Source organism: Bradyrhizobium sp. (genome assembly GCF_052389815.1).
Classification (GTDB): domain Bacteria; phylum Pseudomonadota; class Alphaproteobacteria; order Rhizobiales; family Xanthobacteraceae; genus Bradyrhizobium.
This window is the reverse complement of record NZ_JBQTHN010000045.1, coordinates 1-23,647: the sequence shown is the minus strand read 5'-3', so window position 1 is coordinate 23,647 and position 23,647 is coordinate 1. Positions and strand designations below refer to the sequence as shown.

The 23,647-nt window shown below is 60.4% G+C and carries 25 protein-coding genes, 1 tRNA gene and 2 pseudogenes; 16 read left to right on the top strand and 12 right to left on the bottom strand.

All coding sequences use genetic code 11. From position 1 onward, the window contains the following. The 3 genes from ACT4OC_RS09270 to ACT4OC_RS09260 form a co-directional block, all read left to right on the top strand. A partial coding sequence (locus ACT4OC_RS09270; protein ID WP_444838676.1) for a transposase occupies window positions 1-200 on the top strand: 200 nt, incomplete at its 5' end. 960 nt (window positions 201-1,160) lie between these two features. After that, window positions 1,161-1,544: a hypothetical protein gene (locus ACT4OC_RS09265; RefSeq protein ID WP_444838675.1), complete on the top strand. Its 384-nt coding sequence runs from the start codon at window positions 1,161-1,163 to the stop codon at window positions 1,542-1,544. 20 nt (window positions 1,545-1,564) lie between these two features. Next, window positions 1,565-2,230 carry a metallophosphoesterase family protein gene (locus ACT4OC_RS09260; protein WP_444838674.1) on the top strand — a complete coding sequence of 222 codons (666 nt, stop codon included), beginning with the start codon at window positions 1,565-1,567 and terminating at the stop codon, window positions 2,228-2,230. A gap of 9 nt (window positions 2,231-2,239) precedes the next feature. On the opposite strand, the gene ACT4OC_RS09255 is transcribed toward ACT4OC_RS09260, so the two are convergent. After that, the gene (locus ACT4OC_RS09255; RefSeq protein WP_444838673.1) at window positions 2,240-2,476 is read right to left on the bottom strand and encodes a helix-turn-helix domain-containing protein; all 237 of its coding nucleotides are present in this window, start codon (window positions 2,474-2,476) and stop codon (window positions 2,240-2,242) included. Between the two features lie 159 nt (window positions 2,477-2,635). On the opposite strand from ACT4OC_RS09255, the gene ACT4OC_RS09250 reads away from it, so the two are divergent. From ACT4OC_RS09250 to ACT4OC_RS09240, 3 genes are all read left to right on the top strand, one after another. Next, the gene (locus ACT4OC_RS09250; protein ID WP_444838672.1) at window positions 2,636-2,812 is read left to right on the top strand and encodes a hypothetical protein; all 177 of its coding nucleotides are present in this window, start codon (window positions 2,636-2,638) and stop codon (window positions 2,810-2,812) included. Window positions 2,813-2,945: 133 nt separating this feature from the next. Further along, window positions 2,946-3,317: a DUF4870 family protein gene (locus ACT4OC_RS09245; RefSeq protein ID WP_444838671.1), complete on the top strand. Its 372-nt coding sequence runs from the start codon at window positions 2,946-2,948 to the stop codon at window positions 3,315-3,317. A 14-nt stretch (window positions 3,318-3,331) separates the two neighbouring features. Next, window positions 3,332-3,937: a hypothetical protein gene (locus ACT4OC_RS09240; RefSeq protein ID WP_444838670.1), complete on the top strand. Its 606-nt coding sequence runs from the start codon at window positions 3,332-3,334 to the stop codon at window positions 3,935-3,937. Between the two features lie 237 nt (window positions 3,938-4,174). Here ACT4OC_RS09240 and ACT4OC_RS09235 read toward each other — a convergent pair whose 3' ends face one another. From ACT4OC_RS09235 to leuC, 7 genes are all read right to left on the bottom strand, one after another. Continuing rightward, a complete protein-coding gene (locus ACT4OC_RS09235) occupies window positions 4,175-4,942 on the bottom strand; it encodes a GntR family transcriptional regulator (protein ID WP_444838669.1) in 768 nt (255 codons plus the stop codon). A 3-nt stretch (window positions 4,943-4,945) separates the two neighbouring features. Beyond that, entirely contained in the window at window positions 4,946-5,767 is an 822-nt protein-coding gene (locus ACT4OC_RS09230) for an ABC transporter permease (RefSeq protein ID WP_444838668.1), read from the bottom strand. Between the two features lie 50 nt (window positions 5,768-5,817). Beyond that, window positions 5,818-6,657, bottom strand: a complete 840-nt coding sequence (locus ACT4OC_RS09225) for an ABC transporter ATP-binding protein (RefSeq protein WP_444838667.1) — start codon at window positions 6,655-6,657, stop codon at window positions 5,818-5,820. Further along, window positions 6,638-7,687 (bottom strand): ABC transporter substrate-binding protein, encoded by a 1,050-nt coding sequence (locus ACT4OC_RS09220; protein ID WP_444838666.1) that lies wholly within the window; start codon window positions 7,685-7,687, stop codon window positions 6,638-6,640. Before ACT4OC_RS09220 ends, ACT4OC_RS09225 begins: the two co-directional genes overlap by 20 nt. A 64-nt stretch (window positions 7,688-7,751) precedes the next feature. Further along, window positions 7,752-8,867 (bottom strand): 3-isopropylmalate dehydrogenase, encoded by a 1,116-nt coding sequence (leuB, locus tag ACT4OC_RS09215; RefSeq protein WP_444838665.1) that lies wholly within the window; start codon window positions 8,865-8,867, stop codon window positions 7,752-7,754. Next, window positions 8,867-9,499 carry a 3-isopropylmalate dehydratase small subunit gene (leuD, locus tag ACT4OC_RS09210; RefSeq protein ID WP_444838664.1) on the bottom strand — a complete coding sequence of 211 codons (633 nt, stop codon included), beginning with the start codon at window positions 9,497-9,499 and terminating at the stop codon, window positions 8,867-8,869. The genes leuB and leuD overlap by 1 nt, the downstream gene beginning before the upstream one ends. Further along, window positions 9,499-10,884 carry a 3-isopropylmalate dehydratase large subunit gene (leuC, locus tag ACT4OC_RS09205; protein WP_444838663.1) on the bottom strand — a complete coding sequence of 462 codons (1,386 nt, stop codon included), beginning with the start codon at window positions 10,882-10,884 and terminating at the stop codon, window positions 9,499-9,501. The genes leuD and leuC overlap by 1 nt, the downstream gene beginning before the upstream one ends. Window positions 10,885-11,046: 162 nt before the next feature. Between leuC and ACT4OC_RS09200 the strand changes: the two are divergent. The 7 genes and pseudogenes from ACT4OC_RS09200 to ACT4OC_RS09170 form a co-directional block, all read left to right on the top strand. Beyond that, a pseudogene (locus ACT4OC_RS09200) lies at window positions 11,047-11,385 on the top strand (thiamine pyrophosphate-binding protein); the annotation flags it as partial. 11 nt (window positions 11,386-11,396) lie between these two features. After that, complete coding sequence (locus ACT4OC_RS09195; protein WP_444838662.1) at window positions 11,397-11,552, top strand: thiamine pyrophosphate-dependent enzyme; 156 nt, start codon at window positions 11,397-11,399, stop codon at window positions 11,550-11,552. Window positions 11,553-11,657: 105 nt separating this feature from the next. After that, window positions 11,658-15,185 (top strand): indolepyruvate ferredoxin oxidoreductase family protein, encoded by a 3,528-nt coding sequence (locus tag ACT4OC_RS09190; RefSeq protein WP_444838661.1) that lies wholly within the window; start codon window positions 11,658-11,660, stop codon window positions 15,183-15,185. A 45-nt stretch (window positions 15,186-15,230) separates the two neighbouring features. Continuing rightward, a complete protein-coding gene (locus tag ACT4OC_RS09185) occupies window positions 15,231-16,274 on the top strand; it encodes an amidohydrolase family protein (RefSeq protein WP_444838660.1) in 1,044 nt (347 codons plus the stop codon). Between the two features lie 29 nt (window positions 16,275-16,303). Next, window positions 16,304-16,570: pseudogene (locus ACT4OC_RS09180) on the top strand (Ku protein); the annotation flags it as partial. Window positions 16,571-16,806: 236 nt separating this feature from the next. Further along, entirely contained in the window at window positions 16,807-17,172 is a 366-nt protein-coding gene (locus tag ACT4OC_RS09175; RefSeq protein ID WP_444838659.1) for a hypothetical protein, read from the top strand. After that, window positions 17,087-17,593, top strand: coding sequence for a DUF4238 domain-containing protein (locus ACT4OC_RS09170; protein ID WP_444838658.1), 507 nt, complete (start codon window positions 17,087-17,089; stop codon window positions 17,591-17,593). Before ACT4OC_RS09175 ends, ACT4OC_RS09170 begins: the two co-directional genes overlap by 86 nt. A 107-nt stretch (window positions 17,594-17,700) precedes the next feature. Here ACT4OC_RS09170 and ACT4OC_RS09165 read toward each other — a convergent pair whose 3' ends face one another. The 3 genes from ACT4OC_RS09165 to ACT4OC_RS09155 all read right to left on the bottom strand — a co-directional run bounded on the left by ACT4OC_RS09165 (window position 17,701) and on the right by ACT4OC_RS09155 (window position 20,874). Then, entirely contained in the window at window positions 17,701-19,197 is a 1,497-nt protein-coding gene (locus ACT4OC_RS09165) for a DUF6538 domain-containing protein (RefSeq protein WP_444838677.1), read from the bottom strand. 98 nt (window positions 19,198-19,295) lie between these two features. Continuing rightward, window positions 19,296-19,385 (bottom strand) — tRNA-Ser (locus ACT4OC_RS09160). Window positions 19,386-19,773: 388 nt separating this feature from the next. Further along, entirely contained in the window at window positions 19,774-20,874 is a 1,101-nt protein-coding gene (locus tag ACT4OC_RS09155; RefSeq protein WP_444838657.1) for an ROK family protein, read from the bottom strand. A gap of 351 nt (window positions 20,875-21,225) precedes the next feature. Between ACT4OC_RS09155 and rplU the strand changes: the two genes are divergently transcribed. The 3 genes from rplU to ACT4OC_RS09140 all read left to right on the top strand — a co-directional run bounded on the left by rplU (window position 21,226) and on the right by ACT4OC_RS09140 (window position 22,759). Then, window positions 21,226-21,666 carry a 50S ribosomal protein L21 gene (gene rplU / locus ACT4OC_RS09150; RefSeq protein WP_444838656.1) on the top strand — a complete coding sequence of 147 codons (441 nt, stop codon included), beginning with the start codon at window positions 21,226-21,228 and terminating at the stop codon, window positions 21,664-21,666. A gap of 85 nt (window positions 21,667-21,751) precedes the next feature. Continuing rightward, window positions 21,752-22,021 carry a 50S ribosomal protein L27 gene (rpmA, locus tag ACT4OC_RS09145; protein ID WP_444838655.1) on the top strand — a complete coding sequence of 90 codons (270 nt, stop codon included), beginning with the start codon at window positions 21,752-21,754 and terminating at the stop codon, window positions 22,019-22,021. A gap of 141 nt (window positions 22,022-22,162) precedes the next feature. Beyond that, entirely contained in the window at window positions 22,163-22,759 is a 597-nt protein-coding gene (locus ACT4OC_RS09140; RefSeq protein ID WP_444838654.1) for a GNAT family N-acetyltransferase, read from the top strand. 259 nt (window positions 22,760-23,018) lie between these two features. Here the strand turns inward: ACT4OC_RS09140 and ACT4OC_RS09135 are convergent, their stop codons facing one another. Then, a complete protein-coding gene (locus tag ACT4OC_RS09135; RefSeq protein WP_444838653.1) occupies window positions 23,019-23,402 on the bottom strand; it encodes a nuclear transport factor 2 family protein in 384 nt (127 codons plus the stop codon). Window positions 23,403-23,647: the final 245 nt, after the last annotated feature.

Genomic DNA, 23,647 nt, shown 5'->3' with positions numbered 1-23,647 from the left:
GCCTCAACGGCGAGATCAAGCGGCGCACCGAGGTGGTCGGCATCTTCCCCAACGAAGACGCCATCGTCCGCCTCATCGGCGCGATCCTGCTCGAACAGAACGATGAATGGGCCGTCCAGCGCGCCCGCTACATGACACTGGAAACCATCGCACCGTTGAGCGATGATGCCGCCGTCAGCTTCCCGGCTATCGCCAACTGACCAGTCCGGCCCTTGCCGGCGAACGCGGTGACCCACCGCCAGTTACACCACGCCCGGGGACACGATCTCGTCCGCATGCGCCACGACAAGACGATAGCCTAGACAAACAATTAAATCCGTCCTCCAATCGAGGCTTACGGCAGATATCAGGTATGATATTTGCAACACGCCCTCCTCGCGTGAGCTTCATCGAGCGAGGCGGAGGCCGGTTCACCTCCAGAAAACGCGATAAACAGGAACTCGGAGATCCCATTCTGATCCGTCAGCATCGGCGGAGGTTTTCGCTCGCGATTGCGCTATCGTCGCCCCCCGTTGGGAGCGCCCGTGAAGGGATGGCACCGGATTCCATCCGGCCGATCGTGCGCCACCATGACGACACAGCGCGAGTCGGCTATCCCTAACCTTTGAGCGCGGAGGCGGTAGCCTCACAACAGATTTGCACAAAGGCGGTGACTGAATGCCCGGGAAGCCTCAGAAAACAACCAAGAAGAAGCCCAGGCAAAGCCCAAACCAGCGATCTCTCGCCTTCTGCCCGGGAATGGCACGAACGGGTCAAACGCTACTTGGAACGACGCATAGAAGACGCGGATGCGCGCGAGGACGACATTGAGATCAGTTACCTGCATACATGCCTATTGCCCTCACTATTTGCGAGCAGCTGGGAACCGGTCTCGAACCTCCTGCAGATTGAGCGTTCGCGACGCTCGCACCGACTACCCGCCCCTAGCGCGCCTATTCCAGCGCCCGCAACATTCCTCCCTGCCAAACGAAGCAAGTTCAGATGCTTCTTGCGAGTCTTTCCAGAGCAGCGGCGAGGCGCGCTGGCGTGGTGAGGAACTTTGGAAACCCGTTGAGAGCTGATGAACCGCAACGTGAGAAATGTCAGGGAGCTCCCGGATCAGGGAGCTCCCATTTCCGTTCAGCATTGCCATGCCGAGCAGCATCACCTCAGGGAATATCATGACCGGTTCGGTGGGGATCTTCTGGGGTATTCCGGCGCCCCATCATTCCTGGACAATTCTTGTAGAGGCGACCTCGCTCGCAGAAGCCGAGCCATACGGGGAATTCCTGACTCATGCCCGAGGACATTACGAAGTCTGGAGCCGATGGCAAAAGACCCGAACGGCTCCAGTAGCCGGCCGGTTCATCCTGCAGGCAATTGCCGATCACGAATACGAATTCTTCCCTCGTGGGCGTATAGTCTACAACACCGTGACTGGTGTCTTCATCCTCTATGCCGATCGCCGCCTTCATCAGGAGACCACGATCGCGCGCATCGTCAGCGAATTCGGATTGACCGCTGGCACATTCGTCGTCCGATCCGACGCACACTATCGAAGCTGAGGCTCATCGGAGATGCCATCATGACCCGGACCTACGCCATCGGTGACATCCACGGCTGCCTCATAAAACTCATCGCGCTGGTGGAACGTTGCCACGCCGATGCCGGCAAGCAACGGGCGAAATTCGTCTTCTTGGGCGATTACATCGACCGCGGGTCGGATAGCGAGGGCGTCATCGACTGCCTCATGGCGCTCCAGGAGGACCGGCCGGAAGACGTCGTTTGCTTGATGGGCAACCACGAGGAGATGCTGCTCGCCGCCCTCGACGCTGAGGAATGGGAGGAGAACTGGCTGCGCAACGGCGGCATCCATACACTTTCGAGCTACGGGGTTACCGCTGCAAGAGACCTTCCCGAAGACCACCTCGATTGGATCCGTGGGCTCCCCAAATTCCATGATGACGGCCTACGCTTCTTTGTCCATGCCGGCGTCCACCCGGACCGCCCCCTGGAAGGGCAAGACGAACATGACCTCCTCTGGATTAGAGAGCCGTTTCTTTCTTCAACCAAAGACCTCGGCCGCCTCGTTGTCCACGGACATACCCCGCTCAAGATCGGCCGGCCGGACATCCTTCCCAACCGGCTCAACCTCGACACCGCCGCCGTCTACGGCGGGCCGCTCACCGCCGCCGTATTCGGGGACAACTCAACCGCGCCAGAAATCTTCCTGTCCTCGCAAGACGACTGAGTTCTCAAGCTAACGCCTGTTGAGCTTTCGTACGACCTCCGCCGGATCGAACCCCATGATGCGTCCGAGCTCGATAAGTTCGACTACGTCTATGCGGCGCTGCCCGGACTCCAGATGCGTCACCCAGGACTGATAGACACCGAGCTTATCAGCCAAATCTACTTGGCGTAGGCCAGCCTCTTTCCTGAGCTCGACCAGCATCGCGGCGAGCTTCTTTTGGAGCGGTGAGGTGACCGTCTTGGGCATCCAGCCTCCCGAAAGGGGGCCAGAGACATAAAACGACTTTTCAGATACCTATAAATTCGGTATTTGAGCCTGATGTACGGCCGGACCGCGAGAAATACGCAACATCCGGACACCGCGCCTGAATCCCGGGCAATGGAAGTCGTCAAGCTGAGGTCAAGAATGACGAAATTGTTGGCAAACAAGTGGTGGCCATTCGGCCTTCTGGTAGGCGGAGGCGTCCTTTTGTGGGGTCTTGGGTACAGCTGGAGGGATGCGGAAGCGATCGCCTTGATGGCCCTGCTGATCATGGGGGCCGGCGGCTATCTCGTCATGGCCGAACGTGAAAGGCGAGGATAGCGGCCGGTCCATTGCGACTAGGCAACCATCGCCGGACTCAGCCTAGTCGAAAGCCGCCTCACACAGACATCCTTCTTTCCAACCTTTGTCCGACTGGACGCGAAGACAGTCGGACGATTGAAGAGACATTCCGATGCCCCCTGCGACTGATCAAGCCCTCCCCGACCAAGGGACAAAGAACGACTGGGGCTATGCCCTCGCCGTCTACATCCTCTACCTCCTCGGCTTCATCACCATCATCACCGCCGTTATCGGCGTCATCATCGCCTCGGTGAAGGCGTCGAACTCTGGCGCATTCATGCAGAGCCACTTCCGTTTCCAGGTTCACACCTTCTGGATCGGGCTGTTGTACTTCGTCGCTGGCAGCATGCTCCTGTTCTTTTACATCGGCGCAATCATCTGGCTGTGGTGGACCATCTGGACATTGATCCGCGTCATCAAGGGTATGATCCTCTTGAACGACGGCAAACCGATTGCGTCGCCAACCTCCTGGCTGTTCGGATGACGAGAGGTATGGCCATGCGATCCCCTACTTTCCTCCTCGCCCTGCTGCCCGTAGTGATTGGCTTCGATTTCGTCGGTGTCTCACCCTCCCTGGCGGAGAGCATCAACTTCTACAAGAAGGAGACGGACAAATTCTGGTCCGTGTATGGCGACGCCGATACCGAAACCGGACAAGCCACCTGCTACGGCAGCGCCAACAAGAAGGACGGCTCCTGGTTCCAACTCCACCGCTCGCTCGTCGACGGTGAACTCTGGGCCATCATGCGCAATACGGCCTGGGAGATCGACGGCGAAGGCCGAGGCACTTTGCGCTGGAACTTCTACAGCGCCACCAAGGACGCTTTCATTGACGGCACCGAATTCACCTACGAGATCAGGAACAAGAATACGATCCTGATCCTGCAGATCACCCCGAAACGCTTTTCCGAAGTGCTGTGGAACACCCGCTATTTCACCCTCGTGATGCCGGGCAACCTTCAGAACCTCTCGGTCAGTTTCGAACGCAAGGGATCGACCATGCTCGACGCGCTCGCCGAATGCGTCGCCAAGAACGAAAAGAATTACAAGGACTTCAAGCCCTCGCTCGAAAAGATCCCGGATGCGGTGAAAGACAAAATCTGAAAACCGGCACCGGAATAGGCAACACTGAAAAGATTATGACAGACTGAATCCATTGCGACCAAAGGTGCCCAACGCCAACTGGCAAGAGTTGCCGTGTCCACTTCATGCGCATCCTGGTTGCCACTGAGATGACAGGAGGTCGATTCCACCGAATTAGAAGCGCGGCGGCCGCGAAATGCGTCGGAGCGCCCCAAGTCGCGGGATTTTCACACGGCCTGGGCCAGTAGCAGAAGTTTGTCAGGGCCCGGAAACCAGCGTGAATTCACCGCTATCGTCTTGCTGCATCGTCACCTCGAAGCGAAAGCGATCCGGTGGTGCCAAGAGCTTCATGTACTCGAATGGTTGACCGCTTTGATCGGTCGACACACGTCGCAAATCCACCAAGGGCGCGCCGACATGGACTCCAAGCTGAGCGGCGAGGATCGGATCCGCGAGCGCGGCGCCCGTGCTGTAGAACACGCGGCGGTAGGTGTAGCCACATTTGATCAGCACGGATGCCGCCGATGCCGAGGCGAAATCATTACGGGTAATTTTCTCGGCGAGGTGCTGACCGACATACATCGTCGTATGCAGGATCGGGCGATCATTCCGCCGCCGGATACGGACGATCCGAAGGGCGAGATCTGAGTTGGAAAGCTGCAGTGCCTTGCAAGCATCGGGCGGGGGAGAAACCAGGCCAAAGTCGATCACGGTCGGTTTTGTCTTGGAAATCACAGACGAGAGGTGGCGGAGAAAGCTGTCGGACTCGTCTGCCGGTGAAGCCTCATGCTGCGGCAACACCATGGTGCCGCGCCCCTGCTGTCGGGCGATTAGGCCTTCGTGTTCCAGCGCGTCCATCGCGCGCCGCACGGTGATTCTCGAAACCGAAAACATCTCGCAGAGTTCGCTTTCGGTCGGCAGCATCTCGCCGACGCCATACCGGCCGGTCGCGATCCCATCCCGGATCACCGTCTGAATCTGATGATGAAGCGAAGTTCCTAGCGCCCTGCTGATATCGCGAACCACGGATTATCCCGACATATGCGCTTGCCACCGGAGCAGATAACGCTGCAAGCGGGCGATGCCGAACGACAGCACCATGCCCACACACATCAATACCACCACGGCAACCATCATGCCAGCCGCTTCGGCGCGCGCTTGCGATTCGATGATGAGCCTGCCAATGCCCCGCTGTGCGCCAATGAATTCGCCGACGATGACGCCGATCAATGCCAGCGACGCAGCAGGCGACAGCGACGCAAAGACCCACGCCGCGGTCGACGGAATGATGACCGTGCGGGTGATGTACCAGCGGCTCGCGCCGAGCAGGCGCGCCGCGTCGAGATAGCCGCGATCGACAGAGCGCGCGCCTTCAAATGTATTGAAGAATACCAGGAACACCACCACGATCCATGATGTTACCACCTTGGAGGTGTCTCCAATGCCGAAGGCCAGAATGATGATCGGGGCGAGCGCGATGCGCGGGATTGAATTCACTGCGACGACGAACGGTGCGAATATGCGGCTCAACCGGTCAGAGCGGCCGAGAAGCAGACCCATCACGAAGCCGCTGCCGATGCCGGCGAGAAAGCCGAATATCGTGTTCTTCAACGTCACGGCGGTAGCGATCCAGAGATTGTTCTGGCTGCGCGAGAGACAGCGCCCGAAACTGCCGTCCGCCCAATGATTCCATTCGCCAAGCGAAGATTTCAGACACGCGAGCTGGAGAAACTGCGCCGCAATTTCCGTTGGCGTGGAGACGAAATAGGGGTCGAAGATGTCAGGCACAAGCGCGGGAAATGCGAGGTGAACGTCATTGCCATACTGCCACACGAGAAGCGTGGTGACCACGATTGCGAGCTGCCAGACGAAAACCGGGACCTGAAGAGATCGTGAAACCATCACTCCGCCTTTGCCTTGCGAAATTCCTCGCCTAGCGAATGCCAGATTTTGGAGAAGAGTTGGGAATAGTCTTCGGTCTCGCGTAACGAAACTCCGTCGCGCGGTCTCGGAAATTTCACCTCAAAGGTTGCCTTGATTCGCCCCGGGCGGGCAGCGAACAGGATGATCCGGTCCGAGAGCGTTAGAGCCTCCGACAGATCGTGGGTCACGAACAAGACGGTCTGGCGTTCGCGTTCCCAGATGTCGAGCAGCACTCGGTGCATGTCGAGCTTGGTATGGGTGTCGAGAGCGCCAAACGGCTCATCCATCAGGAGCACCTCCGGCTGGCGGATCAGTGTTCGCATCAACTGCGCCCGCTGCCGCATTCCGCCTGAGAGCGCCGCCGGATAGAGTTCTTCGAACCCGATCAGGCCGGCCTGCCGCACGCACTCGGAGACCCTCTTTCGCCGCTCGTCAGCACCGACGCCGGCGGCTTCCAGTGCGTAGCCGATGTTGCCGCCGACGGTCCGCCACGGAAATAGCGTGTCGCGCTGAAACATGTAGCCGACCTTTGGGTTGGCAACGCTATTCTGAACCTCGCGGTCGATCAGGATCGACCCATGGGTAGGCTCGAGCAAGGTCGCGATCATATTGAGCACGGTGCTCTTGCCCGAGCCCGATGGGCCAAGCAGCGAGACGAACTCGCCCTTGCGAACGGCGAACGAGACGTCACTGACGGCGGTGATGCTCCCACCTCTCACCTGAAACGTCTTTGAAAGGTTACGCGCCTCGATGCAAACCGGTTCGGACGCTGGTGTTGGCATGACGCTCCGTTGGGGATCACTTTTGGACTGCAGCATGCGCTCTCTCGATTAGTGAGCGATCAAAGACCGCGTTCAGTGCAAGCGGTTTGATGCCGGTCGTCTCGCGGAACCAGACCCGGCCGCCGCGCTTGAAGTCCTCCTCATTGATCAGCCCGGGGGCATTCAACGCTTCCTTGCTGGCGAGCAATTCGATGACATTGGCTTCTCGCGAGGTCGATCCGACATATTGTTCGATCGCATCATAGACTTCTTCGGCCGAATGCGCTTCGATCCAGCGGGCTGCACGATAGAGTGCAGTCGTGTAGCTCTGAGCGCGTGGGCGATCGCGCTCGATGAGGGAGGCCAGCGCAAAATTCGTGAGTATCGGCACATCGCCACCGACGATGCGGTCCCAGACCGCCTTGTCGCCCATGTCGAACAGCAGGCGTCCCCAACCGCGCTTCTCCGCTTCCGCCAGCATGGAACGGCTTCCGACCAGAAGGTCGATCTGCTTGGTCTTGAGCGCGCCAAGCATGGTGTCGGTTTCTCCGGCTGCGATAAAGGTGACGGCCTGATCGAGCTGCAACTGCTCAAAAAAGAACGACGACCACACATAAGAGGTGCCACCGATCGAGGACACGCCGACGAGCGGTTTGCCGCCGTCAGCCCGCTTCCATGTCGCGAGCTGGTCGATGCTGGTCAGACCTTTCGTATGCAGCTCGATACCAACCATTATTACGCTGACGTTACGGCGTTCAATCGAGCTGAGAATCCTGGCAGGACGTTTACGGTTCGTGAGCTGCAGCACGTGCGTTACGTCGCCGATGCCGATGTCAGCTTGGCCAGAGGCGAGGATGTCGCGCATCTTCACGCCGCTACCGGCCGGAATGAGCTGGACGTCGAGACCTTCATCCCTGAAGAAGCCCTGCGTCATCGCGACAAACTGCGGGGCATAACCCGGCAACGCGACCGGGTAGACGGCGCTGCCACCCAGTGCGGCGCGAGCCTTGGACAGACCCAGCAAATTTCCTGCGGCTCCTCCGGCCGCCACGCACAGAAGTGCACGCCGTGATATCAGTTGTGTCATTGTCCCTCTCCATTCGCCTCGGTTGATCGGATCTTCGTCCGATTGAATGAGATTCTTCGTATGGTCAGTTTGCGCCGCGCTCGAGCTGCCGTAGCACTTCATCGCCCATCGCTGCGGTGCCGCCCCGTGATTGACCGTCAAGCGCGATATCGCCTGTGCGCGCGCCGGCAGCAAGCGCCCGCGAGATTGCGGCCTCCAGCAGTTCGGCATCGTCGGGTGCATCGAGTGATAGGCGGAGCATCATGGCAACGCTGAGTATCGAACCGAGCGGGTTCGCGATACCGCGGCCGGCGATATCAGGCGCAGATCCGTGCACCGGCTCATACAGAGCGGCGCGACTCCCGTCCGGCGTGCGTGCGCCGAGCGAGGCGGATGGCAGCATTCCCAGCGATCCCGCAATCATTGCCGCGCAGTCAGACAACAGGTCGCCGAACAGATTGTCTGTCACAATGACGTCGAACTGTGCGGGCTCACGAACAAGCTGCATCGCGCAATTGTCCGCAAGCATGTGTGTGAGCGTGACGTCAGGATACTCGGCATCGTGGAGTGCCTGGACCTCGCTACGCCACAGCGCGCCCGCCTCCATCACGTTCGATTTATCGACCGAGCAGACGGCGCGCTTGCGTATGCGCGCCAGCTCGAAAGCATCTCGGGCCACGCGCAGGATCTGGCTCGTCGTGTAGCTGTGCGTGTTCACGCCGCGCTTCTCGCCATTCGGCATGCTCTCGATGCCGCGCGGTTGTCCAAAATAGAGGCCGCCACTCAACTCGCGCACGATAACGAGATCGACACCATCGAGCACCCGCTGCTTCAGCGACGATACCTCGTGAAGGGCTGACGCAGACTTGACCGGCCGCAAATTGGCGAACAGGTCGAGATCGCGGCGAATGCTCAGCAGGCTTCCGCGCCGTAGCTCAACCGCCGGAATAGCATCATACTCCGGCCCGCCGACCGAGCCGAACAAGATGGCGTGCGCACTTCTGAGTAGTTCGAGCGTCTGGTCGGGCAGCACCGCTCCGAAGCGCTCATAGGCGAGAGCGCCGTAGGGCGCATCAACGAGCGTAACGTCCACGCCGCGTCTAATCGCAAACCATTCGAGAATCCGGCGGCCCTGTGCGGTCACTTCCGGACCGATGCCGTCGCCACCGACGATCGCGATCGTTGCCGTAGTCTTGCTCATCAGTGCTCCACAGTTTCGTAAATCCAGGGGCGCGAGCGCCGGTCGGCGGCTTGGAAGTCAGCGATGTCGCTGCTTCGTGCCAGCGTCATTTCGATTTCGTCTAGCCCGCGCAGCAATGCTTCCCGACGCATCGGCGCGATGCTGAATTCGAAGCGTTGCCCGGAAGGTGCCTCGACCCGACTTCGCGTCAGATCGACGGTCAGCTGGCTTGCCTTCGGACGTCGCTCGACTTCAGCCGCCAATGCTCGAATGTCAGCTTCTCCAAGGACCACGGGCAGCAAGCCGTTTTGAAAGCAATTGCCAAAGAATATTTCACCAAAGCTCGGCGCGATGACGCAGCGGATACCGACTTGCAACAGTGCCCAAACGGCGCCTTCGCGCGATGATCCGCAGCCGAAGTTCTTGCCCGCAAGGAGAATGGCTGCGCCGCGATAGCCCGGCTGGTTGAGCACGAAGTCCGGATTCTCGGAGCCGTGGGTCAGGTAGCGCAGGGCTTCGAAGCACCAATGGCCAAGGTCATTTCTGGGCACAACTCCGAGCAGCCGCTCGATCCGGATGATGACGTCGGTATCGATATTGTCGCGCAGCAGCGGCGCGGCGACGGCGGTCAGGCGCTCGAACTTCTCCATCATCAAGCCTCCATATGACGAACGTCGACGATGTGCCCGGCCAGCGCAGCAGCGGCGGCCATCGCCGGGCTGGCGAGATGGGTACGGGCGCCGGGGCCCTGCCGTCCCACGAAGTTACGGTTTGACGTCGAAATCGATCGCTTGCCGGCAGGCACCGTCTCGCCATTGGAAGCAAGACACATGGAGCAGCCGGGCTCGCGCCAATCGAATCCCGCCTCGGTAAAGACGCGGTCAAGACCTTCTGCCTCTGCAGCGCGGCGAACGTGTTCGGAACCCGGCACCACCCACGCGCGCACCTGATCCGCTACCTTGCGACCGCGGACGACGTCCGCTGCCGCGCGCAGATCCGAAAGTCGGCTGTTGGTGCAAGACCCGATGAAGACGTAGTCGACCGGGAGCCCGATCAGCGGCATGCCAGGTTGCAGGCCCATATAATCCAACGCGTCCTGCATCGCCTGGCGACCGTCGGGATCGGGAATCGTCCCACCGATACCGATGACATGCTCCGGACTCGTTCCCCAAGTCACCTGCGGCTGCACGTGAGCGACATCAATCGTCACTTCGTGATCGAACTTTGCATCGGCATCGGTTCGCAATGCACGCCAGGCGGCAACGGCAGTGTCCCAAAGCACACCCTTCGGGGCGTAGGGTTTGTCTTTCAGATAGACAAAGGTTTTGTCGTCCGGCGCGACCATGCCGACCTTGGCGCCGAGCTCGATCGATAGATTGCAGATCGTCAGGCGACCTTCGATGTCCATCGCCTCGATCGCAGAGCCTGCGTATTCGACGGCATAGCCCGAGCCGGCCGCAGCACCGAGCGTGCCGATCAGATGCAGGATCAGGTCCTTCGGAGTGACGCCCGGCGCCATCGTTCCCTGGAACGTTACGCGCATCGCCTTCGGCAAGCGTTGCACAATGGTTTGGGTCGCCAGCACGTGAACAAGTTCGGTCGAACCGATGCCGAACGCGAGCGCACCCACACCGCCATGCGTGCACGTATGGCTGTCGCCGCAGACAATGATCGTGCCGGGCACGCTGAGCCCAAGCTCGGGACCGATAACGTGCACGATACCTTGGCCGGTCTCGCCGACGTCAAACATGCGGATGCCCGCAGCGCGGGTCTCTTCGCGGAGTCCGGTCAGCAGCCTTTCACCTGTTGCCGTCGTCCCGGCACGACCGCGTGCGCTCGAAATCGCATGGTCCGGCGTTGCAAAGGTCAATTCCGGATTTCGAACGCGCAAACCACGCTCGCTGGTGTCACGCAAGCCGCGCGGGCCGCCGAGATCGTGCAGGAGGTGCCGATCGACATGCAGCAGGCTGAATCCGTCGCCGAGGTCGGCAACCACATGCTGATCCCAAACCTTCGCGAACAACGTTCGCGTCGCCATGAGCCGCTCCTCCGTATTCGAATTGTTCTAGCCACCCAAAAAGTGCTAGTGTAATATCTTATAGTCATGACAACATAATAACGTCAAGCCATTCGCTCAAAGCATGTCTGGCTGGGCCGCCAGGGCGGGCTAAGCGACTGAACAATCAAAGGAAAGAAACGAATGAACGGTGCGGAAAATCCGGTGCGGACATTGGTCGCAGGCGGCGTGGACATTTGCTTCACCAGTTCCGGCACCACGGAAATGCATTTCGTCGGGCTGGATCGGGTCGAGGGGATGCGCTGCGTGCTTGGCCTGATCGAGGGCGTGGTGACCGGCGCCGCCGACGGCTGTTTCCGCATGAAGGGCACGCCGGCCTCGACGCTGCTGCATCTCGGGCCCGCCAACGGCCTTGCTAATTTGAACAACGCCAAGAAGACCAATTCCGGAATCGTCAACATCGTCGGCCAGCCCGCGACCTGCCACATTGGCTACAACGCCCCGCTGCCGTCTGACATCGAAGCGCGCAGGACATGCTGAAGATCGACCGTCCGACCATTGACTTCGTCGCGCTGGCCAAGGGCATGGGCGTACCGGGCCGCGCGGTCGCCGATGTCGATGATTTCGTCAAGGCGCTGGCGGAAGCGATCGCCGACCCGGGACTGCGGCTGATCGAAGTGCAGATGTGAAAGTGGCAGTCAGGATTTGACTTACGCAGAATCTCATCCGCCCCCTCAGCAATCCAATCAGCGGGTTTCGACCATCAACCAAATTAGAAAAATGAGGACGCGAGCATGAATGCAGTCGTCGAACGCTCCCCCAAATCGCTCGAAGATCGATACAGGATCAGCGAAGGTTGGGTCTACATGACCGGCATGCAGGCGCTGGTTCGTCTGCCGTTGCAGCAACGGGCTCGCGATGTATCCATTGGCTGGAATACCGGGGGATACATTTCTGGCTACCGGGGCTCTCCGATGGGTCGCTATGACATGGAGCTATGGGCCGCGGACAAAGAGCTGAAGGCTGCAAACGTCGTCTTTCGGGCCGGGCTGAACGAGGACTTGGCTGCTACAGCTATTTGGGGGTCCCAGTATGTTGGCACTTTTCCGGGTGCCCAGGTAGATGGCGTCTTCGGTATATGGTACGGGAAGGGGCCTGGCGTAGATCGCTCTGCAGACGCTCTTCGTCATGCCAACTTGGCAGGCACCTCCCCGAAAGGTGGGGTTCTGTGCCTTGCAGGCGACGACCACGGCGCCAAGAGCTCGACTGTTGCCAACTTCTCTGATCCCGTCTTCATAGCGGTCGGCATGCCCATACTCTATCCGTCGAACACGCAGGAAGTGCTCGACTACGGACTGCACGCGATCGCTATGAGCCGCTTCTCCGGCTGTTGGGTCGGCATGAAGCTTGTGACCGACGTCGTCGAAGGCGGAGGGTCCGTTTACGTGGCGCCCGACTCGCCAAACATCACGCTGCCGGAATCACCGAGTGAGCCGAAGGACATGTTCGGCTCGGGCTATCACATTCGCGGATACGATCCCCCGCTCCTGCAGGAGGATCGCTTGTACCACCACAAGCTTGCAGCGGTGCAGGCCTATGCACGAGTCAACGGGCTCAATCGGATCACCCGGAATGCGCGCGAGGCCAGGATCGGCATCGTGGCGGCAGGCAAGGCGTGGCAGGACGTGCTGCAGGCACTTGCAAGTCTCGGCATCGACGAGATGCTTGCCTCGTCTCTGGGGCTGCGATTACTAAAGATCGGCATGATTTGGCCGCTGGACCCGGTGATCACACGTGAATTTTCGGATGGGTTGTCGACAATTATCGTCGTCGAAGAGAAGCGCCCGCTGATCGAGGATCAGTTTCGGGCCATCCTCTATGGTGAACCGCATGCGCCTCGCATTGTCGGGAAGCACCTGTCGGGGACGCTGTTTGACCCGCAGAGGGGCCCTATGGCCTTTCCCAATGCCGGTGAACTATCACCTGATCTGGTCGCCCAGGTGCTGAGTGCAATATTCCGGGAGGTTGCACCGACGTGTTCATTGGCGGCGCCCTCGGCGCTTGGCCGGAACGGGCCAACACCCGGCTTGCCGGGGCGCAGTCCCGGTTTCTGCTCGGGATGCCCACACAGCCGGTCGACGAAACTGCCCGAGGGCAGCCGGGCCCTTGCGGGCATTGGTTGTCACACGATGGCCATGCTGGTTGACCCAAAGACCACGAACGCACCTTCGCACATGGGAGGAGAGGGCATCCACTGGCTGGGACAGCAACCCTTCACGAGTGAGAAGCACGTGTTTGCCAATCTCGGTGATGGCACTTTCGCTCACTCGGGCCTGCTTGCGGTCCGACAAGCCATCGCTGCTAAAGTGCCGATTACCTACAAGCTGCTTTACAACGGGTTTGTCTCGATGACTGGCGGGCAGCCGGTGGATGCCAGCCTTTCTCCACAGCAGACTCTGGCGATACTCGCCGGAGAAGGCGTGCGCAAGATGGCGGTCGTCACCGACGAGCCGGAGCGTTACGATGGTGTCGAGTTGCCGCCCGGCGTTATTGTGCATCACCGATCGGAAATGGATGCAGTGCAGCGTTCATTCCGTGAATACCCCGACGTGTCGATCATCCTCTACGACCAGCCCTGTGCAACGGAGCGCCGACGCCTGCGCAAGCGCGGGAAGTGGGCGGACCCACAGAAACGCAGCTTTATCAATCCTGCCGTCTGTGAAGGCTGCGGAGATTGTGGGAAGGTCTCAGGCTGTTTGTCCATCGAGCCATTGGAAACCGAGCTGGGACGGAAGCGCCGGATCAACCAGGCCAGCTGCAACAAGGATTACAGCTGCACCGAAGGTTTCTGCCCGAGCTTTGTTACGGTGCATAGCGGCAAGCTGCGCAAGGTCGATTCGGGGGCAGGCGGTACACAAGGCAATGCGGCGAGCCGGAATTGGACGTCGTCGTTGCCTGAGCCAGAAGTACCCATGCTCACCGGCGTGCATAGCGTTCTCGTTGCCGGCATTGGCGGCTCCGGCATTGTCACCATCGGTCAGACATTGGCCATGGCGGCGCATATCGAAGGCGATTACAGCTCCAACCTGGACGTCACCGGCCTGTCGCAGAAATACGGCGCCGTTCATTCGCACGTGCGCTTTGCGCCGCGTCCCGAGCTTCTGCATGCCACGCGCATCGCGGCCGGCGAGGCGAGCACGCTGATCGGCTGCGACCTCATCGTCGCAGCAAGCGATGAGTCGATCGCGAAGCTCGACCGCGTCAGGGGGCATGCGGTGGTCTGTACCGATTTGATTCCGACGGCCGACTTCACCAAAAACCCAGACTGGCAGGTCGACGCGCTCGGCTTGACCCAGCGCATTGGCGATCTCCTCGGCGACCGGGCCTTGCTGCTGGACGGCCAGCGCCTGGCGACGGCGCTTCTGGGAGATCAGATTGCTGCCAACATGTTCATGCTTGGCGCAGCCTGGCAGCGCGGGCAGATACCGCTGAAATTATCATCGATCGAGCGCGCGATCGAATTGAACGGTGTCGCGGTCGGGATGAATAATGAAGCGTTCACCTGGGGACGTCGCGCAGCGCACGACATCGCCGCTGTCGAGCGCTGGATCAGGGAGCGTTCGCCAGCTCAAATTATCCCGTTCACGCCCCGTGCTAACCGCACCGTGGTCGATATCATCAAGCATCGCAGCGAACATCTGGTGGCGCATACCGGTGAGGCGCTCTCGCAGCGCTACCGCGACGTCGTCGAACGTGTGCGTCAAGCCGAGTCGGCATTGGGCGAGGGCGATATGCTGACCAAGGCCGTCGCCCATAACTATCATCGGCTGCTGGCTGAGAAAGACGAATGGGAAGTTGCCCGGCTATACAGCCATCCAGACTTTCGAACCGCTTTGGAGCGCGAATTCGAAGGTGACTTCAAGCTGCACTTTCATTTTGGTGCGTGGCCTTTCGCCAAGATCGACGGGGCAACCGGCAAGGTCTTCAAAGGCGAAGTCGGCCCCTGGATGATGAGCACTCTGACCATCATGGCGCGATTGAAGCGGCTGCGCGGCACTCTGCTCGACCCTTTCCGCAACAACGCCGAGCGCAAACTTGATCGGCAGTTGCGCGCTCAATACGAAGCCGATCTTGAGCGGTTGCTGGCAGGGCTAAGCCCAGGCACGCTGGCCATTGCGACCAAGATCGCCTCGCTTCCCGAAATCATAAGGGGCTACGGGCACGTGAAGCGGGAGCAAGCCAATGCCGCGGCAGCGGCGCGTGAGAGGCTCTGGGCCGAGTTTGGCGGAGTAGCCAACGAGCCTGCTCGCGATCGAGCTTAACGGTCAAAATCTGTAACACTTGCTGGAAATTTACGAGAGTTGAAAATGATCATCGATTGTCACGGTCACTATACGACGGAGCCTCCGCAGCACCTGCAGTGGCGCGAACAACAGACAGAGGCGCATTCGAAGAGAAAGCCGGCACCGCCCCGGCCAAGTATCAGCGACGACGAAATCCGTGAGACGATCATGGGCAGCCAGGTTCGGCTGCAAAGCGAGCGGGGCACCGGTCTGACAATATTCTCTCCCCGTGCGGCGGGGATGGGCCATCATCTCGGCGACGCTTCGACCAGCGAGGCATGGTCCTCGGCCTGCAATGAGCTGATCCATCGGGTTTGCAGACTGTTTCCGCGCAACTTCATCGGTGCCGGGATGCTGCCGCAAAGCCCGGGCGTTTCGCCCAGGAACTGCATTACCGAACTCGAAAGGTGTGTGAACGAATACGGCTTTGTCGGCGTGAACCTCAATCCCGATCCGTCCGGCGGTTACTGGACAGATCCGCCCTTGTCCGATCCCCATTGGTATCCGGTCTACGAAAAGCTGGTCGAGCTCAGCGTGCCAGCGATGATCCACGTCAGCTACGCCTGCAATCCGGCCTATCACACGACCGGCTCGCATTATCTCAACGGCGACACCACGGCCTTCATGCAATTGATGACGTCATCCGTGTTCCGCGATTTTCCCGACCTCAAATTGATCATTCCCCATGGCGGTGGTGCAGTGCCCTATCACTGGGGACGCTTCCGTGGGCTCGCGCAGGCCATGAAGCTTGCGGACCTGACGGAGCATCTGCTCAAGAACATTTACTTTGACACGTGCGTCTATCACCTGCCGGGACAGGAACTGCTCGCCAAGGTGATTCCTGTCGACAACATCCTGTTCGCGTCCGAGATGATCGGCGCCGTTCCCGGTGTGGATCCGGAGACCGGTCACAATTTCGATGACACCAAACGCTACATCGATCAACTTCCGCTATCGGCAGCGGACAAAGCCAAAATCTTCGAGGGCAATGCGAGACGGGTGTTCAGCCGGTTGACGCAGCAGATTGAACGTCAAAGCGCGATGGCACCGGTGGAAGCCTCGTCGTGATCGGCTTTTGCTGGCTTCGTCCAGTACCGCTGGCCTCCCGCGCCAATTGGAAAGGCTTCCTGCGTTTGTCGCTCGTCACGCGTCCCGTGGCGCTCTATCCGGCGACATCGGAAAGCGAGAAGATCTCGTTCAACCAGCTCAACCGGCAGACCGGCCACCGCATCAAGTATATGAAGGTGGATGCCGACACCGGCGAGGAGGTCGCCAACGAGGACATCGTCAAGGGATACGAGCTCGATAAGGGCCGGTACAATGAGGTGTCCAACGAGGAGCTCGAGGAAATCGCGCTGGAGTCGAGAGTACACTCGCGACGACGTCAAGGCTCTCAAGGCCCATTCGAAGGCCAGGATGCCCATCGCCAAGATATCAAAGCAAATGCACCGCACGGTGCCCGCGCTGCGGGCGAAGGCGCACCAGTTCGGGCATTGGCCTTGGTCACCGGCGCTGAGCACGGCGGCCGAGGGGGAAGAGACTGAGCGCGAAGCGCTCGCCGCAATTTTCCGAGCAGGAATCTTGTGCGGAAGGAGGCCGCTTGCGTTGCCTCGAACAGGAGCTCAGCAAGTTTGAGACTGTCATCGCTCCGGGCATCAAGCGCGTCAGAGAGACAGCGTCCTTCGGCGAAGAAGGTAAGGATCGCGAAGACATCGTCAACCTCGTTACCCTCCTCGCAGTCCGAAATCCGCGAACCCGATCCGATATGGAGAAGGTATACACGGAAATATTCTGGGCGATGCTCGCCGCGCCCTTCGAGGACAAGGCGAAGTGGGAAGCCGTCGTCCAAGCGATGAAGACCGCGGGGAAATGGCCCGAGGATGAGCCGAGCGATTTCGAGGGCTACAAGAAATTCGTCGAAGCTAACATTGACAAGGTCAGGGCGCGCACCAGAACTTCGGCTTAGAAATGGAGCTGGGGCGCTGGAACGGCTCTATTGGTACTTCGATGCGCGGAAATGGCGCATCGTAAAGGCGAAAGAAGGGTCCGGCGGCTTCGTCACGACGAACAATCCTGTATGCATTCACCGGCCAGGCGGAGTGAATTACGGCAATCAATATGCTCCCGGCCTTGGTCTGGGCGATCGGGACGTCCTGTTTCCGCTGTCTTCCAATGTGGCCCTGATCGGCCGAACAGAAGGAGACGAGGACGTGATCGAACTCAACCATGAGGGAGTTGCCGACTTCAACTCTACGGTCATGGGTTGCGCCATGAAACAGATCTACGCGGCCGACGATCAATACCGCTACACCCGACCGGCAGGGAAGCCGCTTGGCAAAGGATGCACGTTGCTACAGGACCCAAATCTTAGGGTCAGAGAAGGCTAGCACCCCGATTAATGTGACGCGAATGCTCCAAGGACACCGATCCGATGGGTGGTGGCCTCCATGTTCCCGTCTAAACGCCTTGCGCCGACGGGCGCACTTGCCACTGGTCAGAGCTTGAGCGATGGAATTTTGCGAAGTTCTCTCAACATCGCTTCCGGAGGGAACTCACCATAGGTATCGGCCACAGTTTTGCGACCATGACCGGTCATCGCATCGAGAATGTCCACTGCAAGCCCATGACGGCGGCCGAGGGTCTTCAATCGATGGCGCCAGGAATGGTTCGGCGAAATCCGCTTGTCTACCACACCAAGCGACCTGATCCACCGACTTAGAATCTTCGTCCCCGTGCCGCCTCGGTTGCCGAAGCGGTCCGGTGCAAGATCAGCAAACAACGGCCCCTTGCGCACGGACGCCGCAAACTTCAGGAACGCTTCGCCCTCCAGTGCTGAGTGCACAGGCACAACGCGCTCTGAGTTCACGTTTTTCAGCGAGCCCGCCTCGGCTGCGAAGGCAATGCACCAGATGCCATCGATCTGCTTGATGTCTTCTGAGCGCAGCTGGCAGATTTCCGAAATCCGCGCACCCGTGTAGGCGCAAACCCAGGGTACCCAACGCTTGTGCGTTTCCTGCTCCGCGCGCGCGGCCTGCAAGATGATCCTGGCCTCATCGTCCGTGTACCCCCGCCTCTTCTCTGATGATCGCGCTTTGAGATCGATGTTGATGCGGGCAGCGGGATTGCTGTCGAGCTTTCGGTTGTCTACCGCACACTGAAAAATCGCTCTCACGGGAGCCAGCTTGCTGTCACGAATGGTCTTGGCAGCCCGTCCCTTGGCGAGCAGATCTCCTTTCCACCGAACGAGGTCGTCCGGACCAACCCGTCGCGCATCATCGTGCTCCAAGAATGCCGACAGCTCGTTCATCACGCGACGCCACGTATACTGGGTCTTCGCATTTGGCTTCTTCTCAGCCACCCAGCCCTGAATGATCGCCTCGAAAGTCAGTGGCCCAGCCGGCGCCCGAAGTTTTTGCAGGGCAAGTTCACCAACGTGTACCTCCTGCTTGCCGCGCAAATAGGCTTCGTGATTTTGGACGACCCGTTGCACCTCAAGAGTGACTGCGCGAGCCAACCTCTCGCGATCTTCAGCACGTGTGGATAAGCCCTTTCTTTCGAGGTGCCGGTCGACGAGCCAATAACAGATGCTCTTTTGATCAATCCGCTTTTGATCAGCTGGAACCAGTGGTTGAGTGGCGTCCACGTAGAGTTCGCCCTTGCGCGCAGTCCAGAGGCTTGCCCCGATTTCGATGTCCCACTGCAGCTGCTGATAGGGATCTGCTTCAATTTGACGCCGCAGATGATCTCCGATGGTCGCAGCATGTCGCGTGACATCGTCCTGAGACAACGGACGCTGGCCGGCCCGCAAGTTCGCCCAGCGCTCCTCGACTTCAGCCAGCTTGAGGGCATGAAGCCGCTTCGCTTCTCTTGGATCACGCGTTCGCAGACTGAAGCGTTCTTCGCTCTTCTCGACCAAGTTGCGAAGATCGTCCGGAACACGTTTCCGGAACCAAAAAATGCCAGTGTCAGGATGTGGCCAGGGACGACTCATAGCGAGGGGCATTATGTACCACCCTTGTGTACCAGTCGGGCGGCAAAAAGCCTATGATAATCAATTACCTGTTGATTTTATTGGAGTTCTGCGTCTGCTGGCGGAGAGGGAGGGATTCGAACCCCCGATAGGCTTGCACCTATGCCGCATTTCGAGTGCGGTGCATTCAACCACTCTGCCACCTCTCCAGGCGCCGATGCGGGGCGATTCACCCCGCTGTGGCCGGGCCGTGTTCTAGGCGAGGATGGCGGGCCGGGCAAGGCGCGGGGGGAATAAAATGCGCCCGGTAACGCGCGGAAACAGGGTGCAAAAACAGCGCCCATTCCGGCCCCACCGAGATCGCCGGCGCCTCTCTCGCACTTTGCCGGCAAGCGAAGGTGGGGCCGCCGGACGCGACAAAACACCGGCGGCCCCGTGCCGCTTCTTTAAAATTCTGGACGGGAAGTGCGGCTTCGCCGGCCAGAGAGGGAGCGACGGAACGACCGTAGCGAGCCGCGCGCACCGGGCGCAACGCGATCCCGTTCTTAACCTAACCGGTCAACCTTACCTCGCGCGGGAACTGCAATCCCTTGTCGCCTAGCTCTTCTTCGCCTTCTTCTCGTCCTTCCTCGCATCCTTGCCATTGCGGCGGTTGGTGAAGCGCGCATTGCCAAGCCCGGTGCCGATGGTGAGCACGCCCCAGCGCTCGACGTCCTGCATGAAGGGAACTTCGGCAAGCCCCTGCGCCACGCCATCGTTGTGCATCACGACGGCCGTGTCGTGATCGCCGATCGCAGGAATTCCCTCGATCAGGCTTGCCGGCAGGTTGAACTTGCTGCTCTCCCAGTTGCCCGGCAGGTTCTGCGCGCCTTTCTCGATCGAGCCGTCCTCATTGATCACGCCCGGACAGGAGACGCCGATGAAGGGAGCAAGCTTCAGCCCCTCCGCCTCGGCTTCCTCGATCAACCCCTTCAGCATCTTGACCAGCCGCTTCACCGCGCCCTCGCGCGTCGGCTCGTCGTCGGCATGACGCCACAGTTCCGATTTCCACACGGCCGCCTTGGCAAGATCCTTCGCCTTCTTCCAGTTGGTCTCGACCACGCCGCAGCGGATGTTGGTGCCGCCGATGTCGACGGCCAGAATGCTGTCATGGGCCTCGAAAATCCATGACGGCGCCAGATGCAGCGCGCCGATCAGGCCGGCCTCGTCGGGGTGGAAGCGGATCGGCACCAGATCAACCTTGAAGTCCTCCGACTTCAGGATGATTTCGGTGCGTGCGATGGCGAGCTCGCCCATCCGGCCTTCGCGAAAGCCGCCGCCGACCACGATGCGCTCGGTCTTCGCCCAGGCCTTGGTCTTCAGGAAGCGCCGCGTCACATAGGCGAGCTCCTGCGCGAACTCCTCGATGGCGCTGTGCACGATGGCAGAGGCCTCGAGGTCGTCGCCGACCAGGATTTCGTCCAGCACCTTCTTGCTGATCTTGTCGGAAGGCTCCTCGCCAAAGGGATCCTCGCCGCTCTTGCGAAGCGGCTTGCGCCAGTTGTCGAGGATCTCGCGGAAAGCACCCTTGCTGGCGCGGTCGCCCACAAAGCCGTCCTCGTCCTTCAGCTCGATGTTGAAGCTGTCGACGTCGACCGAGGGCAGCCGGGCCGCCCCGTGGCCGGCGATGCCGGTGGTGGTAATGAGGTCCTCAGCCATGATTTCCCTGGCCCGCGACGAACAGGGGGACAACGGAAGTGGAACCCATTGGTTTCACGAGAGGGCGAATGGCGAATAGGGTGTGGCGAATGGGGTCCCCCCACTCGCCATTCGCCACTCGCCATTCGCCCATTTCCGGGCCAAATCCCTCCTATTTGGCGGTTTTTCGGGCCCATTTGCCTTGACTCCCGGGTCTTTCGCGCTATAAAGCCCGCCATCCGGCGCGGGATTTCCTGCGCCGCTTGTTTTTTGCGCGAAAAATCGCGCGGAACACGTACCCATAACCGACTGAACAAGAAGCCGGCCCGGGCAAAGCCCCGAGGACGGGATCGAACACGAAGGAATCAAACGATGTTCGCAGTCATCAAAACCGGCGGCCGGCAGTACCGCGTCGTTCCGAATGATGTACTCGAGATAGGCAAGATCGCCGGCGAAGTCGGCACGATCGTGCAGCTGGGCGAAGTCCTGGTGGTCGGCGGTGACACGCCGGTGCTGGGCGCCCCCACGGTGGCTGGTGCCTCCGTCGCGGCGGAAGTGCTGGACCACAAGCGCGGACCGAAAGTCATCGCCTTCAAGAAGCGCCGCCGCAAGAATTCGCGCCGCAAGCGCGGCTACCGCGACGAGATCACGGTGCTGCGGATCACCGAGATCCTGACCGACAACGCCATGCCGACCGTCGGCCCGCGTCCGAAGAGGGAAAAGGTTGCGGCCGCGCCTTCTGCCGAGGGCGAGGATACCGCGCCGAAGCCCAGGAAGGCGGCCCCGAAGGCGGCGGCCAAAAGCAAGAAGTGATCGCTTCGATTTGAAGCGTGACAAGAATTGAAATGATTCCGTCAAGGAATTGATCTAAGAGATACGAGAAGTTTGGAGACGGGCCATGGCTCACAAAAAGGCAGGCGGTTCATCGCGAAACGGACGCGATTCCAAGGGCAAGCGCCTTGGCGTCAAGGCGTTCGGCGGCGAGCACGTCGTTCCCGGCAACATCATCGCGCGTCAGCGCGGCACCACCTGGCATCCCGGCCTTAATGTGGGCATGGGCACCGACCATACTCTGTTTGCCAAGGTCGAAGGCCGCGTCGAGTTCCGTGCCAAAGCCAATGGCCGCACCTTCGTGTCGGTACTTCCGATCACCGAGGCGGCCGAATAGACGGTGGATCAAATCGATTCCGCCGGGTCCTGACGAACCGGCGGAGTCCTCAACAAGGCTCCTGAAGGGGAGGCGGGAAACCGGCCTCCCCTTTTTCGTTTTCAACTTCGCCTTTTCGAGTTGCATCACAGGAGCCGGACGATGCTGCATGAATTCTCTCCACCGATCCTGCGCGAGGCGAGTCCTTGCGTCCTCGAGACCGGACGGCTGAGCCTGCGCCGGCCGACGCTCGCGGACGTAAAAACGATTGCGCGTCTCGCCAACGACCGCCGCATCGCCGAGAATACGCGCCGCCTGCCGCATCCCTATTCGCAGGAGAACGCGGTCGATTTCGTTCGCTTCATGGCGGCCGAGCCGCGCGAGATCGCGTTCCTGATCGAGCATAATTTCGCGGCCGTAGGCATGGTCGGCATCAACATGGCCGAGGCGGATGCGCCCGAGCTCGGCTACTGGCTCGGCGTCGAAAATTGGGGCCAGGGCTTCGGCACCGAGGCTGCGCGCGCGGCGATCGACTATTTCTTCGAGCAGTTCGACGGCGATCATCTCTTCGCCGGCGCCCGCGTGACCAACTCGGCCTCGCGCAACATCCTGGAGAAATGCGGCTTCCAGTGGAGTGGCGTCGAGCTGCACCGCTTCGAGGCGCTCGGCTGCTCCACTCCGGTCGACAGTTTTCGTCTGTCGCGCAGCGTGTGGTCGTCGCTGAAGCATTGGGGGAGCTCGGTGCGGCGGGAGCGGTAGTCTGCGGCTCTCCCCTTCTTTCGCGGGATGGGCTCGCTTCCAACTCAAATATCGAAAACAACCCCATGCAAAGTAGGCGTGGACGAGGGCGGGGGCGGTGCCCCCTCCCCTCACACCAGCGGCCGGCTTGCGGTAGAAATTCGTAGGGTGGGCAAAGCGTAGCGTGCCCACCTTCACCGGCACACTAGAGATGGTGGGCACGGCGCTAACGCGCCTTTGCCCACCCTACGGTTCTTTCCGCCGTGGAGAGCGCCGCCCCTCACCCCGCGACCGGCTTGCGGTAGACGTCCTTGGTGGCGAGCTTGCCGCCGGCAAAGGTATAGCGCTCGATGCCCTGCTGCTCGCGCCGCTCGCCGGTGGCCCGCACCGTCTCGCTGACGCGGAAGGTCATGAAGGAGATGTCGGGCAGATGGTGATAGACGACGTCGTGGAAGCGGCTCGACGAGAAGAAGGCCTTGCGCTCGTCGATGTGCTGCCGGATGGCATCGCGGCCGGTTAGCACCCGCTCAGCCGAGATGCCGTCGTGATAGCGCCAGACGAAGTTCTCCGTGACGACCGCGTAGAGCGCATCCATGTCGTTCCGGAACAAGGCGCGGGCGAAGGCCTGGAACAGCGCGTCGCGCTCGGCGGCGGTGGGGGTCATGCGAGTCTCGCAGGCATCCTAGGGCGGGTTAGCGAAGCGTAGCCCGCCGATATGACCCACGCCAATGGTGGGTTACGCCTTGCAGCTTCGCGTGTTGAGCTACCGTCTACGCGGCTCGGCTAATCTTACTGCGTCATGGGCGTCGGCGTCCATTTGATGCTGCGATGGCGCCGCAGCAAGGACATCGCGGCAAGGTTTTGATGAGCTCTCGGATCAGACGCACGCGCATGGTTGCGATCGAGTTC